Genomic DNA, 13,640 nt, shown 5'->3' on the forward strand with positions numbered 1-13,640 from the left:
GCGGCCCGCGGCCTTTCACCGCGCGACGCGCGTTTGACGATGACCGACGCCTCCGATCTGCTGTCCCTTTCCTATTCGCACTATCTCGCCCGCGCGGCCGCGGCGCGGCCGGCGCTCGCCGAGCGCATCGCCGCGTGGGCGGCCGCGCCCGTCGCGCGCGCGGCGCTCGACGCGCGCCTCGACGCGCTGCTCGCCGAAGGCGGCCAGCCGCTGTCCGAGGACACGCTGAAGAAGGCGCTGCGGCAACTGCGCATCGAGGCGTTCGGCGCGGTCGCCGAGCGCGATCTGTCGGGGCGCGCCGACGTCGCCGAAGTCACCGGCGCGATGAGCGACCTCGCGGAGGTCGCGATCCAGCGCGCGGTCGCGCTGCTGTCGGCGGAACTCGAAGCGCTGTACGGCGAGCCGCGCGGCCCGTCGGGCGAGCGGCTCGCGCTCGGCGTCGTCGGGATGGGCAAGCTGGGCGGCCGCGAGCTGAACGTGTCGTCCGACATCGACCTGATCTTCGTCTACGAGGACGACGGCGAGACGGCGGGCGGCGTCCGCACGCCGATCTCCGCGCACGAGTTCTTCACGCGGCTCGGGCGGCGCCTGATCGGCGTGCTGTCCGAGGCGACGGCCGATGGCTACGTGTTTCGCGTCGACATGCGGCTGCGCCCGAACGGCGACTCGGGCCCGCTCGTCTGCAGCCTCGGGATGCTCGAGGAATATTTCTACGTGCAGGGGCGCGAGTGGGAGCGCTACGCGTGGATCAAGGGCCGGCTCGTGACCGAGCGCGCGAGCGACGCCGCGCGGCGCCTTTCGCAGCAGCTCGACGCGATCGTCAAGCCGTTCGTCTACCGGCGCTATCTCGATTTCGGCGTGATCGGCGCGATCCGGTCGCTGCACGAGCAGATCAGCCAGGAGGCGCGGCGGCGTGCGACGATGCGGCCCGACAAGGCCGACGACATCAAGCTCGGCCGCGGCGGGATTCGCGAGATCGAGTTCAGCGCGCAGGTGTTTCAATTGATTCGCGGCGGCCAGGACGCGGGCTTCCGGGTGCGGCCGACGCTCGCGGTGCTGCGCCACGCGAGCGCGAGCGGGCTGATCGCCGAAGAGGTGCGCGCGGGCCTCGCCGACGCCTATCTGTTCCTGCGCACGCTCGAGCACCGGCTGCAATACCGGAACGACGCGCAGACGCACGCGATGCCGGTCGATCCGGCCGAGCGCGCGGCGCTCGCCGCGTCGCTCGGGTTCACCGGCTATGCGGCGCTGATGACGGAGCTCGACCGGCACCGCGCGTTCGTCGAGGCGCAGTTCGACCAGGTGTTCGCCGACAAGGCGAGCGGCGGCAAGCGCCGCGCGGACGAAGGCGCGGCAGGTTGCATCTGGAGCGGCGCGCTCGCCGACGACGGCGCCGACGACGCGCTCGCCGCACGCCTCGCCGAGCTTGGTTTCGCCGATCCGGCGGCGGTGCTCGCGCGGCTGCAGGCGGTATGGCGCTCGTCGCGCTACACGGGGCTGCCGGAATCGAGCCGCGTGCGGTTCGACCGCGTCGCGCAGCGCGCGCTCGAGGCGGCGCCGCGGATCGACGCCGCGCATCGCGACGAGACCGTCGTGCGCTGCTTCGACCTGCTCGAGACGGTTGGCCGGCGCGGCGCGTACCTCGCGCTCCTGACCGAATATCCGGCGGCGCTGCGGCGCGTGCTGTCGGTGCTCGGCGCGACGCGCTGGGGCGGCGGCTACCTGATCCGGCATCCGCAATTGCTCGATGAATTGCTCGACGACGAGGCGATCGAGAGCCCGTTCGACTGGCCGGCGTTCAAGGATGCGCTGCGCACGCGACTCGCGGCCGCCGACGGCGCCGAGCATCAGATGGACCTGCTGCGCCACGCGCACCACGCGGAAGTGTTCCGGATCCTGCTGCTCGATCTGGCCGGCAAGCTGTCGGTCGAGCACGTGAGCGACCGCCTGTCGGAGCTCGCCGACGCGATGCTCGACGTGACGATCGACGTCGTCTGGTCGCAGCTCGCGAAGCGCCACCGCGACACGCCGCGTTTCGCGGTGATCGCGTACGGCAAGCTGGGCGGCAAGGAGCTCGGCTACGCGTCCGATCTCGATCTGATCTTCCTGTACGACGATCCGGACGAGCGCGCGGCCGACGTCTACACGACGTTCACGCGGCGCCTGATCACATGGCTCACGACCGCGACGGGCGCGGGCACGCTATTCGACATCGACCTGCGGCTGCGGCCGAACGGCGAGGCGGGCCTCCTCGTCACCGACCTCGACGCGTTCCGGCGCTACCAGCTGCGCGAGGGCGACGCTGCGAACACCGCGTGGGTGTGGGAGCACCAGGCGCTCACGCGCGCGCGCTACAGCGCGGGCGACGCGCAGATCGGCGCGGCGTTCGAGGCGATCCGCGTGCAGGTGCTGACGACGCCGCGCGACGCGGCGGTGCTCGCGAAGGAGATCGCCGGGATGCGCGACAAGGTGTTCGCCGGGCATCCGAACACGAGCGAGCTGTTCGACCTGAAGCACGACCGCGGCGGAATGGTCGACATCGAGTTCGTCGTCCAGTACTGGGTGCTGCTGCACGCAGCGCGCCATCCCGAGATGATCCGCAACACCGGCAATATCGCGCTGCTGCGCGAGGTGTCGCGCTTCGGGCTGATGAGCGAAGACGAGGCGGAGACGGTCGGCGCGGCTTACCGGACCTACCGCAAGCTGCAGCACCGGCTGCGGCTCGACGGCATGGAGAAGGCGCGCGTCGAGCCGGAGCGGGTCGCGGCCGAGCGGGATGCGGTGGTCGCGCTGTGGAATCGGGTGTTCGGCGCGTAGCGGGAAGGGCGCGGAGCACGCCGGCTGCGTCCGGCATGCCGCGCCAACCGTCCGGGAGTGGGCGAACGCATCCGAACGCTCGAGTCGAAAAACGCGGCCCTTCGGATCATCCCCATTGGCTTGGCGGTCGCGCGGGTCGAGGAAAGCGACAGCCGAAAACCGGGTTGTTTCGCGTTTTCATCTGGCCTCGTCCTTTTCCGAACACGGCGTCGACCTTTGATCGGGCGCGCCGTCGTCGGCCGCCGACCGGACGCTCGCGACATCGGGCGACGGCCCTGCCGGGCCGCCGTGTGTCGGCTGCCGCGCGATCCGACCGGGCGCGCCGAGCGCCGGGGCGATGCGGCAAGACCGCCGGTCCGAGACGTCGCGGGGACAGACCGCCGCCGCGACGTGCGGAACGCCGCACCCGGCGCGCGCGTGCGCCGCGTCATGCGGTCAGCATCTCCTTCGCGTGCTTGCGTGTCGTCGCGGTGATTTCGAGGCCGCCGAGCATCCGCGCGACTTCCTCGATCCGGCTCGCCTTGTCGAGCGGCACGACCGTCGATACGGCGCCGCCGTCGCCGTCCTGCCCCTTCGCGACCTGGAAATGGTGATCGCCGCGCGCGGCGACCTGCGGCAGGTGCGTGACGCATAGCACCTGCCGCATCTGCCCGAGCTGGTGAAGCAGCCGCCCGACCACCTCGGCGACGCCGCCGCCGATGCCCGTGTCGACTTCGTCGAAGATGAGCGTCGGCGTCGGGCTCGCCGCGCTCGCGATTACCGCGAGCGCGAGGCTGATCCGCGCGAGCTCGCCGCCGGACGCGACCTTCGCGAGCGGACGCAGCGGCACGCCAGCATGGCCCGCGACGCGGAATTCGACCTGCTCGAGACCGTGCGCGCTGCCGTCGGCGAGCGGCACGAGCGCGACTTCGAAGCTCCCGCCCGCCATCGACAATTCCTGCATGCCCGTCGTCACCGCCGCGCCGAGTGCCTTCGCCGCCTGCGCGCGCGCCTTCGACAGCTTCTTCGCGTCGCTGAGATACGCTTCCTTCGCCTTGTCGGCGATCGCCTGCAGCGCGGTCAGGTCGGCGGCGGCGTCGAGCTCGGCGAGCTGCGCGCGGCGCGCCTCGTGCTCGTCGTGCAGCGTCTCGGGCGGCAGCCGGAACTTGCGCGCGGTCGAGTGCAGCGCGTCGAGCCGCGATTCGACTTGTGCGAGGCGGTCCGGATCGAGATCGAGCCGCTGCGCATAGTGCGACAGCGAGTACGACGCCTCCTGTAGCTGGATCTCGGCCGGCTCGAGCGACGCGAGCGCGTCGTTCAGCGCCGGATCGTACTCGGCGAGGCTGCGAAGCTTCGACACGATCGCGCCGAGCTGCGTGAGCATCGCGTCGTCGGATTCGGAGATCGCATCGAGCGCGCCCTGGACGCCGTCGATCAGGTTCGCCGAATGCGTGAGGCGCTTGTGCTCGGTGCTGATTTCGTCCCATTCGCCCGGCTGCGGCGCGAGCTTGTCGAGCTCGGCGAGCTGCCACGCGAGCTTTTCACGTTCGAGCTGGCGCTCGCGCTCGTGCGCCTGCGCGGCCTCGATCGCGTGCGTCGCGTCGCGCCACGCGCGAAAGCCGCGCGCGACGGCGGCCGCGTCGGCGACGAGCCCCGCGTGCGCGTCGAACAGCTCGCGCTGCGCGTCCGTGCGCATCAGCAGCTGGTGCGCATGCTGGCCGTGGATGTCGACGAGCATCTCGCCCACTTCGCGCAGTTGCGCGAGCGTCGCGCTCGTGCCGTTGATGAAGGCGCGCGAGCGGCCGTTCGCGTCGACGACGCGCCGCAGCATCACCGTATCGTCGGCGTCGAACGCATGCTCGTCGAGCCAGCGTGCGACGCGGTCGTGCGGCGTGAATTCGGCGCTGATGTCGGCGCGCGCGCAGCCGGTGCGCACGACGCTCGCGTCTGCGCGTTCGCCGAGCGCGAGTGCGAGCGCATCGATCAGGATCGATTTGCCGGCGCCCGTTTCGCCCGAGAAGACGGAGAAGCCGCTGTCGAATTCGAGGTCGAGCGCGGCGACGATGACGAAGTCGCGGATCGAGAGGTGGCGGAGCATGAGTGGCGGTCGGAAGGTGGCGTCAGGACTTATGCGTCGTCGTCTTCTTCGCTCGACGGGTGTTCGTTCCAGTGGAGCTTCTTGCGCAGCGTCGCGTAGTAGCTGTAGCCGACCGGGTGCAGGAACGGCACCGTGTGCTTCGAGCGGCGCACCTCGATCGTGTCGTTCAGCTCGAGCGCCGTGAACGACTGCATGTCGAAGTTCACGTTCACGTCACGCCCGCCGATGATCTGGATCGCGATCTTCGAATCGTCCGGCAGCACGATCGGCCGGTTCGACAGCGCGTGCGGCGCGATCGGCACGAGCACGAATCCCTGTAGCTGCGGATGCAGGATCGGCCCCGACGACGACAGCGCGTACGCGGTCGAGCCCGTCGGCGTCGCGACGATGAGGCCGTCCGAGCGCTGGTTGTACATGAAGCGGCCATCGACCGATACGCGCAGCTCGGCCATCCCGGAAAAGCCGCTGCGGTTCACGACGACGTCGTTGAACGCGAGCGCGTGGTAGATCGGCTCGCCGTCGCGCACGATGCGGGACTCGAGCAGCGTGCGCTCCTCACGCTCGAAGCTGCCCGCGAGCATCATCGGCACGACGTCCTGCATGTCGGACGCCGGGATGTCGGTGATGAAGCCGAGCCGGCCGTGGTTGATGCCGATGAGCGGCGTCTTGTACGGCGCGAGCTGGCGGCCGATGCCGAGCATCGTACCGTCGCCGCCCAGCACGACCGCGAGATCGGCGCGCGCGCCGATCTCGGCGGGCGTGAGCGCCGGGTAGCCCGTGCTGCCGATCGCCTGCGCGGTGTCGGCCTCGAACACGACTTCGAAGCCGCGCTTCGCGATGCACGCGGCGAGCGACGTCAGCGGCTCGGCGATGCCAGGCGTGTTGCTGCGCCCGACGAGCGCGACGGTATGGAATTGGTGGCCGATTTTCATGCCGGCATTACACCATAGCTCGATGACGAAAAGAACCGCCCGCCGGCCCGGGGGCGGCAAAACGGGTGGGGAACGGACGATGCGCGCGGGACGCTCGCGGGCGCCGCCCGGTTGCGCTAAAATTTTCCGTCATGTTAGATCCACGCGCACGAACCCTCCTCAAGACGCTGATCGAGCGGTATATCGCCGACGGTCAGCCGGTCGGATCGCGCACGTTGTCTCGTTATTCGGGGCTCGAGCTGAGCCCGGCGACGATCCGCAACGTGATGTCCGACCTGGAGGAGCTCGGCCTCGTGTCGAGCCCGCACACGTCGGCGGGGCGCGTGCCGACGCCGCGCGGCTACCGCCTCTTCGTCGACACGATGCTGACGGTCGAGTCGCCGATCGACGCCGCCGCCGTCACGCGGCTCGTGCAGACCACGCTGCAGGCGGGCGACCCGCAGCAGAAGGTCGTCGCGGCCGCGGCGAGCGTGCTGTCGAACCTGTCGCAGTTCGCGGGCGTCGTGCTGACGCCGCGCCGCAGCCACGTGTTCAAGCAGATCGAGTTCCTGCGCCTGTCGGACAAGCGGATCCTCCTCATCATCGTGACGCCCGAAGGCGATGTGCAGAACCGCATGATCGCGACGCAGCGCGACTACACGCCCGCGCAGCTCACCGAGGCGTCGAACTACATCAACGCGCACTTCGCCGGCCTGTCGTTCGACGAGGTGCGCCGCCGGCTGCGCGAGGAGATCGACGAGCTGCGCGGCGACATGACGGCGCTGATGCACGCGGCCGTCACGGCGAGCACCGAGGAGGCCGACGACGAGGACACCGTGCTGATCTCCGGCGAGCGCAACCTGCTCGAAGTGGCGGATCTTTCGTCCGACATGGCGCGGCTGCGCAAGCTGTTCGACGTGTTCGACCAGAAGACGAGTCTCCTGCAACTGCTCGACGTGTCGAGCCACGCGCAGGGCGTGCAGATCTTCATCGGCGGCGAATCGACGCTCGTGCCGATCGACGAAATGAGCGTCGTGACGGCCCCGTACGAGGTCAACGGCAAGATCGTCGGCACGCTCGGCGTGATCGGGCCGACGCGGATGGCCTACAACCGCGTGATTCCGATCGTCGACATCACCGCGCGCCTCCTGTCGCTGACGCTCAGCCAGCAGTAACCGGTTCCGCACGCGCTTCATCGCCGTTTCATCACACTTTTGCGGCGTCCTGCGCCGTTTTCCCTCGATCGAGTCCGTCACCGCATCGTGCTGCCCCGCCGCTCGCCGCGCAATCGGCCGGACGGCCGACTGGTGGGCCCGGGCCGCCCCGCTATAATGAGTGTCGTTCGATTCGGTGCTCCGGCACGATCTTTCCATGCGTTTTGACCTCGAACCGCCGTCGCATGCGTCGGCCGCTCACCGCGTCGCCGTGCTGCTCGTCAACCTGGGCACGCCCGACGAGCCGACGCCGCGCGCGGTGCGCCGCTATCTTGCGCAGTTCCTGTCCGACCCGCGCGTCGTCGAGATCCCGCAGGTCGTCTGGCAGGTGATCCTGCGCACGATGATCCTGCCGCTGCGCGGCCGCGCGTCCGCGAAGAAGTACGCGGCCGTCTGGATGTCCGAGGGCTCGCCGCTGCGCGTCCATACGGAGCGCCAGGCCGAGTGCTTGCGGCCGCTCTTCGCGGCGAACGGCTACCGGGTGATCGTCGATTTCGCGATGCGCTACGGGACGCCGAGCATCGCCGACGTGCTCTCGCAGTTGAAGCGCGCGGGCGCCGAGCGGGTGCTGTTGCTGCCGATGTATCCGCAATATTCGGCGTCGACGACAGCCACTGCGTTCGACGCCGCGTTCGCCGCGCTCGGCCGGATGCGCAACCAGCCGGAGGTGCGTACGGTGCGTCACTACGCGGACCACCCCGCTTACATCCACGCGCTTGCCGAGCAGGTCCGCCAGTATTGGGCGGCGCACGGCAGGCCGGCATTCGATTCGGGCGACAAGCTCGTGCTGAGCTTTCACGGCGTGCCGAAGCGCACGCTCGATCTCGGCGATCCATACCACGAGCAATGCCAGCAGACGGCCGCGTTGCTGATGTCCGCGCTCGGCCTGACGACGTTCGAGTGCCGTGTCACGTTCCAGTCGCGCTTCGGCAAGGCCGAATGGCTGCAGCCTTATACGGCGCCGACGCTCAAGGAACTGGGCACGGCGGGCGTGTGCCGCGCGGACGTGTTCTGCCCGGGCTTCACCGCCGACTGCCTCGAGACGGTCGAGGAGATTGGGATCGAGGTGCGCGACGAGTTCCTGCACGGCGGCGGCAAGGAATTTCACCGGATTCCGTGCCTGAACGCGTCGCCCGCTTGGATCGCGGCGCTCGGCGAGATCGCCGCCGAAAACCTGCAAGGCTGGCCGGTGCGCGTCGCGGCGGCGCCGGAGGTCGTGAGCTGACTGCGATGAACTACAAGATATCGACTGAACCCGGTGCGCGGCTGCGCATCGACAAGTGGCTCTGGGCCGCGCGCTTCTTCAAGACCCGTTCGCTCGCGGCCGACGCGGTCGAAAAAGGGCGCGTGAAGATCGGCGGCGCGATCGTCAAGCCGGCGAAGGAAGTGCGCGTCGGCGATCGGGTCGACGTGACGATCGAGAGCGTCGTCTGGCAGGTCGACGTGGTCGGCGTATGCGACGTGCGCGGACCGGCGAGCGTCGCGCAGACGCTCTATGCGGAGACGGAAGCGGGGCGGGAGAAGCGGCTCGCGGAACTCGACCGGCGCCGGCGTTTCCGCGAGCCGGCGGCCGAGCTGCAAGGGCGGCCGACGAAGCGGGACCGCCGGGTCATCGACAGATTTTCGAATGGGAGCTGAATAGCTGATCGAACGTCGCGCGCGCGCTGCCGTATTCCGTCGTGCGTTCGGTGACGGCGCCCGATAGGCAGATGGTCGTCGTGCCGGCGATGAGTACCAGCGCGACTGCCGAAATAGCGAAGGTCAGTTTCACGGTACTCCCCCTCGAGAAGACGGGTGAAAGGGCCTCTGGTCCGGTGTCGGGCGTTGTCGGGTCAGGGTATACATGGTCCTCGACGCGCCTTTGGGAAGTGTAGTGCAGCGCACTGGCGCGATCCAGCGACCGGCCGGTAAGGGTTGTTACAGGCCGTTTCGGACTGAATCCGGGGCGGCGGCCGCGGCGCACTGCGGCGCGGCGCGATGCCTCCGGCGGGGGCGCGATTCTTGCGGAAAACCCACTTGAAATCGTTGCCTGGGGCCCCATTTGCACCGATATTGTGCGGCGTCGGCCGTTTGCGTGAAAAAGGCGCGAAGCCGGCTGCCGTTTTGGCTTTAACCTCTAAACCGACTTTCTAGCGATATGGAAAACACGCAAGAGAACCCGACTGACCAAACGACTGAAGAAACCGGTCGCGAGGCGCAGGCCGCGGAAAACGCGGCGCCGGCTGCAGAAGCCGCGCTCGCCGAGGCTCAAGCCAAGCTCGCCGAGCTGCAGGAGAGCTTCCTGCGCGCGAAGGCGGAAACCGAAAACGTGCGCCGCCGTGCGCAGGACGACGTCACGAAGGCGCACAAATTCGCGATCGAGAATTTCGCCGAAAACCTGCTGCCCGTGCTCGACAGCCTCGAGGCGGCGGTGGGCGACACGTCCGGCGATCTCGCGAAGGTCCGCGAAGGCGTCGAGCTGACGCTGCGCCAACTGCAGAGCGCGCTCGAGAAGGGCCGTGTCGCGGCGCTCAATCCGGTCGGCGAGAAATTCGATCCGCATTTGCACCAGGCGATCTCGATGGTGCCGGCCGACCAGGAGCCGAACACGGTCGTCGCCGTGCTGCAGAAGGGTTACACGATCGCCGACCGCGTGCTGCGTCCGGCGCTCGTGACGGTCGCGCAACCGAAGTAAGGGGCGGCGATGGCGGGCACGGGCGTCGATGCGACTGCGTTCGCGGCGTTCGACATGCAGGAACTGGACGCCGAGAGCTTCGACGCCGGACTCGCGAGCGCAGGCGACGCGCTCGCCGTCGTCTTCTTCTGGGGCGCGCCTCAAGGGGACCTGCTTCGCGGCGTCGACTGCCTCAACTGCGAAATCGCGAAGAAGGCGATGCTCGCGAACCCGGACGCGATCCGCGCGCTCGGCCTCGAATGGTTTCACAGCAACGTCTACGAACATCGCGAGCTTGCGCGGCGCTTCGCGCTGCACGGCGTGCCGACCTGGTTCTTCTTCCGGCGCGGCAAGCGGCTCGGCCGGGCGACCGGCTGGCGCGGGCTCGCGCAGTTCGAGGCGGCCGTCGCCGCGGCGCGCGCGAAGGCGGAGGCCGCCGTCGCAGGCAAAGCGGACCGTCCCGCCGATTGAAAAAATTTAATGGCCGCATCGCCTTCGGGGTCTTGAAAACGACGCGGCCGCACTTATTTCGAGTGCAGAGTCGAATTTGGCGCGGCGCAGCGGGCAGCAACCCGCCAACGCCGCAGCGAACAGGGATTTCTGGAGATTAGGAAAAATGGGAAAGATCATCGGTATTGACCTCGGCACCACGAACTCGTGCGTCGCCGTGATGGAAGGCAATCAGGTCAAGGTCATCGAGAACTCGGAAGGCGCGCGCACGACGCCGTCGATCATCGCCTACATGGACGACAACGAGGTCCTCGTCGGCGCGCCGGCCAAGCGTCAATCGGTGACGAACCCGAAGAACACGCTCTTCGCGGTGAAGCGCTTGATCGGCCGCCGCTTCGAAGAGAAGGAAGTTCAGAAGGACATCGGCCTGATGCCCTACAAGATCACCAAGGCCGACAACGGCGACGCGTGGGTCGAAGCGCATGGCCAGAAGCTCGCGCCGCCGCAGGTTTCGGCCGAAGTGCTGCGCAAGATGAAGAAAACCGCTGAGGATTACCTCGGCGAGCCGGTCACGGAAGCCGTGATCACGGTGCCGGCGTACTTCAACGACAGCCAGCGTCAGGCAACCAAGGACGCGGGCCGCATCGCGGGCCTCGAAGTCAAGCGGATCATCAACGAGCCGACGGCTGCCGCGCTCGCGTTCGGCCTCGACAAGGCCGAGAAGGGCGACCGCAAGATCGCGGTGTACGACCTGGGCGGCGGCACGTTCGACGTGTCGATCATCGAGATCGCGGATGTCGACGGCGAAATGCAATTCGAAGTCCTGTCGACGAACGGCGACACGTTCCTCGGCGGCGAAGACTTCGACCAGCGCATCATCGATTACATCATCGGCGAGTTCAAGAAGGAGCAGGGCGTCGACCTGTCGAAGGACGTGCTCGCGCTGCAGCGCCTGAAGGAAGCCGCCGAAAAGGCGAAGATCGAGCTGTCGTCGGGCCAGCAGACCGAAATCAACCTGCCATACATCACGGCGGACGCGTCGGGTCCGAAGCACTTGAACCTGAAGATCACGCGTGCGAAGCTCGAAGCGCTGGTCGAGGAGCTGGTCGAGCGTACGATCGAGCCGTGCCGCATCGCGATCAAGGACGCGGGCGTCAAGGTATCGGACATCGACGACGTGATCCTGGTGGGCGGCCAGACCCGCATGCCGAAGGTCTTGGAGAAGGTGAAGGAATTCTTCGGCAAGGACCCGCGCCGCGACGTGAACCCGGACGAAGCCGTCGCGGTGGGCGCGGCGATCCAGGGCCAAGTGCTGTCGGGCGACCGCAAGGACGTGCTGCTGCTCGACGTGACCCCGCTGTCGCTCGGCATCGAGACGCTCGGCGGCGTGATGACGAAGATGATCAACAAGAACACCACGATCCCGACGAAGCACGCCCAGGTGTACTCGACGGCGGACGACAACCAGGGCGCCGTGACGATCAAGGTGTTCCAGGGCGAACGCGAAATGGCGGCGGGCAACAAGCTGCTCGGCGAGTTCAACCTGGAAGGCATCCCGCCCGCACCGCGCGGCGTGCCGCAGATCGAAGTGACCTTCGACATCGACGCGAACGGCATCCTGCACGTCGGCGCGAAGGACAAGGCGACCGGCAAGGAAAACAAGATCACGATCAAGGCGAACTCGGGGCTGTCCGAAGCCGAGATCGAGAAGATGGTGAAGGACGCGGAAGCGAACGCGGAAGAAGATCACCGTCTGCGTGAGCTGGCCGATTCGCGCAACCAGGGCGACGCGCTCGTCCACAGCACGAAGAAGGCGCTCGCCGAGTACGGCGACAAGCTGGACGCGGGCGAGAAGGAGAAGATCGAAGCCGCGCTGAAGGAGCTCGAGGACGTGCTGAAGAGCGCGTCGAGCGACAAGGCGGCGATCGATGCGAAGATCGAAGCGGTCGCGACGGCATCGCAGAAGCTCGGCGAGAAGATGTACGCCGACATGCAGGCGCAGCAGGCCGGCGCAGCGGGCGCTGCCGGTGCGGCAGCCGAAGGCGCGGCGCAGGGCGGCGCGCAGACGGCCGACGACGTCGTCGACGCCGACTTCAAGGAAGTAAAGAAGGACTAAGCCGGGTCGAGGTCGGGTCGTGCCGGGCACCCATGCGAGGTGCGCGGCGCGGCCTTCCCGGGTCCGTTTCTTCACTGCCGAATTGGCGGATCATACTTGCGCCTGGCGGGCCTCGCGGCTCTCCGGGCACATTTGTTTTATGGCGAGCGCTGCGCCGACCGGCTTCTGCGGGCCGGCCGGCGCGGCGCTCAACCAGTCGCAAGACTTTACCGGAAGCGAGAGGAGCCGTTGCGCGCGCTTCGCGCGGCGGCATTGAAACGATATGGCGAAACGGGATTACTACGAGGTTCTGGGCGTCGCGAAGAATGCAGGCGACGACGAAATCAAGAAGGCATATCGCAAGCTCGCGATGAAGTACCACCCCGACCGCAATCCGGACAGCAAGGATGCGGAAGAGCATTTCAAGGAAGCGAAGGAAGCCTATGAGATGCTGTCGGACGGCCAGAAGCGGGCGGCGTACGACCAGTACGGCCACGCGGGCGTCGATCCGAACGTGGGAGCGGCCGGCGCGCAAGGCTTCGGCGGTTTCGCCGACGCGTTCGGCGACATCTTCGGCGATATCTTCGGCCAGGCGGCTGCGGGCGGCGGCCGCGGCCGCGGCGGTCCGCAGGTGTACCGTGGCGCGGACCTGCGCTACAGCATGGAGATCACGCTCGAGCAGGCGGCGCACGGCTACGACACGCAGATCCGCGTGCCGAGCTGGGCGTCGTGCGGCGTCTGTCACGGCTCGGGCGCGAAGCCGGGCACGAAGCCGGAAACCTGCCCGACCTGTCACGGCCAGGGCACGGTGCGGATGTCGCAGGGCTTCTTCAGCATCCAGCAGACCTGCCCGAAGTGCCACGGCACCGGCACCTACATCCCGGAACCGTGCGTGCACTGCCACGGCTCCGGCAAGGTGAAGGAAACCAAGACGCTCGAAGTGAAGATTCCGGCGGGCATCGACGACGGCATGCGGATCCGCTCGGCCGGCAACGGCGAGCCGGGCATCAACGGCGGGCCGTCCGGCGATCTGTACGTCGAGATCCACATCAAGCCGCACTCGGTGTTCGAGCGTGACGGCGACGACCTGCACTGCCAGATGCCGATTCCGTTCACGACGGCGGCGCTCGGCGGCGAGATCGAAGTGCCGACGCTCGCCGGCCGCGCGTCGTTCACGGTGGCGGAAGGCACGCAGTCGGGCAAGACGTTCCGTCTGCGCGGCAAGGGCATCAAGGGGCTGCGTTCCAGCATCGCCGGCGATCTGTACGTGCACGTGCAGGTCGAGACGCCCGTGAAGCTCACCGAGCAGCAGCGCGATTTGCTCAAGCAGTTCGAGAAATCGCTCGCGGAAGGCGGCCCGCGCCACAGCCCGCAAAGCAAGAGCTGGTTCGATCGCGTGAAGAGCTTCTTCGAGTGACGGGCG

Annotated in this window: 11 protein-coding genes; 8 read left to right on the forward strand and 3 right to left on the reverse strand. The window is 68.2% G+C overall.

Annotation, left to right across the window (positions count from 1 at the left end):
- Positions 1–39: 39 nt before the first annotated feature.
- Positions 40–2,817 (forward strand): bifunctional [glutamate--ammonia ligase]-adenylyl-L-tyrosine phosphorylase/[glutamate--ammonia-ligase] adenylyltransferase, encoded by a 2,778-nt coding sequence (gene glnE, locus WS70_RS03930; RefSeq protein WP_059596406.1) that lies wholly within the window; start codon positions 40–42, stop codon positions 2,815–2,817.
- 427 nt (positions 2,818–3,244) lie between these two features.
- Here the strand turns inward: glnE and recN are convergent, their stop codons facing one another.
- Positions 3,245–4,894, reverse strand: coding sequence for a DNA repair protein RecN (recN, locus tag WS70_RS03935; protein WP_059470829.1), 1,650 nt, complete (start codon positions 4,892–4,894; stop codon positions 3,245–3,247).
- 29 nt (positions 4,895–4,923) lie between these two features.
- A complete protein-coding gene (locus WS70_RS03940; RefSeq protein WP_059470830.1) occupies positions 4,924–5,826 on the reverse strand; it encodes an NAD kinase in 903 nt (300 codons plus the stop codon).
- Positions 5,827–5,957: 131 nt separating this feature from the next.
- Between WS70_RS03940 and hrcA the strand changes: the two genes are divergently transcribed.
- The 3 genes from hrcA to WS70_RS03955 all read left to right on the forward strand — a co-directional run bounded on the left by hrcA (position 5,958) and on the right by WS70_RS03955 (position 8,657).
- Positions 5,958–6,980: a heat-inducible transcriptional repressor HrcA gene (gene hrcA, locus WS70_RS03945; protein ID WP_059470831.1), complete on the forward strand. Its 1,023-nt coding sequence runs from the start codon at positions 5,958–5,960 to the stop codon at positions 6,978–6,980.
- A gap of 196 nt (positions 6,981–7,176) precedes the next feature.
- Positions 7,177–8,244 carry a ferrochelatase gene (gene hemH, locus WS70_RS03950; protein ID WP_059596366.1) on the forward strand — a complete coding sequence of 356 codons (1,068 nt, stop codon included), beginning with the start codon at positions 7,177–7,179 and terminating at the stop codon, positions 8,242–8,244.
- A gap of 5 nt (positions 8,245–8,249) precedes the next feature.
- Positions 8,250–8,657, forward strand: a complete 408-nt coding sequence (locus WS70_RS03955; protein ID WP_059470833.1) for an RNA-binding S4 domain-containing protein — start codon at positions 8,250–8,252, stop codon at positions 8,655–8,657.
- Here WS70_RS03955 and WS70_RS32295 read toward each other — a convergent pair.
- Entirely contained in the window at positions 8,629–8,790 is a 162-nt protein-coding gene (locus WS70_RS32295) for a hypothetical protein (RefSeq protein ID WP_162836178.1), read from the reverse strand. The genes WS70_RS03955 and WS70_RS32295 overlap by 29 nt on opposite strands.
- A gap of 366 nt (positions 8,791–9,156) precedes the next feature.
- On the opposite strand from WS70_RS32295, the gene grpE reads away from it, so the two are divergent.
- The 4 genes from grpE (at position 9,157) to dnaJ (ending at position 13,634) form a co-directional block, all read left to right on the forward strand.
- Positions 9,157–9,693, forward strand: coding sequence for a nucleotide exchange factor GrpE (grpE, locus tag WS70_RS03960; protein WP_059470834.1), 537 nt, complete (start codon positions 9,157–9,159; stop codon positions 9,691–9,693).
- Positions 9,694–9,702: 9 nt separating this feature from the next.
- Positions 9,703–10,143, forward strand: a complete 441-nt coding sequence (locus WS70_RS03965; protein ID WP_059596367.1) for a YbbN family protein — start codon at positions 9,703–9,705, stop codon at positions 10,141–10,143.
- A 145-nt stretch (positions 10,144–10,288) separates the two neighbouring features.
- Positions 10,289–12,238, forward strand: a complete 1,950-nt coding sequence (gene dnaK / locus WS70_RS03970; protein WP_059470836.1) for a molecular chaperone DnaK — start codon at positions 10,289–10,291, stop codon at positions 12,236–12,238.
- A 262-nt stretch (positions 12,239–12,500) separates the two neighbouring features.
- Entirely contained in the window at positions 12,501–13,634 is a 1,134-nt protein-coding gene (gene dnaJ / locus WS70_RS03975; RefSeq protein ID WP_059470837.1) for a molecular chaperone DnaJ, read from the forward strand.
- The last annotated feature ends 6 nt before the right edge of the window (positions 13,635–13,640 follow it).

The sequence above is a fragment of the Burkholderia mayonis genome (genome assembly GCF_001523745.2).
In the GTDB taxonomy this organism is placed as follows: Bacteria; Pseudomonadota; Gammaproteobacteria; order Burkholderiales; family Burkholderiaceae; genus Burkholderia; species Burkholderia mayonis.

Excerpts from the sequence above, each read along its gene's own strand:
- grpE (WP_059470834.1), top strand. The coding sequence starts at position 9,157 with ATGGAAAACACGCAAGAGAACCCGACTGACCAAACGACTGAAGAAACC.
- glnE (WP_059596406.1), top strand. The coding sequence starts at position 40 with ATGACCGACGCCTCCGATCTGCTGTCCCTTTCCTATTCGCACTATCTC.
- dnaJ (WP_059470837.1), top strand. The coding sequence starts at position 12,501 with ATGGCGAAACGGGATTACTACGAGGTTCTGGGCGTCGCGAAGAATGCA.
- hemH (WP_059596366.1), top strand. The coding sequence starts at position 7,177 with ATGCGTTTTGACCTCGAACCGCCGTCGCATGCGTCGGCCGCTCACCGC.
- WS70_RS03955 (WP_059470833.1), top strand. The coding sequence starts at position 8,250 with ATGAACTACAAGATATCGACTGAACCCGGTGCGCGGCTGCGCATCGAC.
- hrcA (WP_059470831.1), top strand. The coding sequence starts at position 5,958 with ATGTTAGATCCACGCGCACGAACCCTCCTCAAGACGCTGATCGAGCGG.
- recN (WP_059470829.1), bottom strand. The coding sequence starts at position 4,894 with ATGCTCCGCCACCTCTCGATCCGCGACTTCGTCATCGTCGCCGCGCTC.
- dnaK (WP_059470836.1), top strand. The coding sequence starts at position 10,289 with ATGGGAAAGATCATCGGTATTGACCTCGGCACCACGAACTCGTGCGTC.
- WS70_RS03940 (WP_059470830.1), bottom strand. The coding sequence starts at position 5,826 with ATGAAAATCGGCCACCAATTCCATACCGTCGCGCTCGTCGGGCGCAGC.
- WS70_RS03965 (WP_059596367.1), top strand. The coding sequence starts at position 9,703 with ATGGCGGGCACGGGCGTCGATGCGACTGCGTTCGCGGCGTTCGACATG.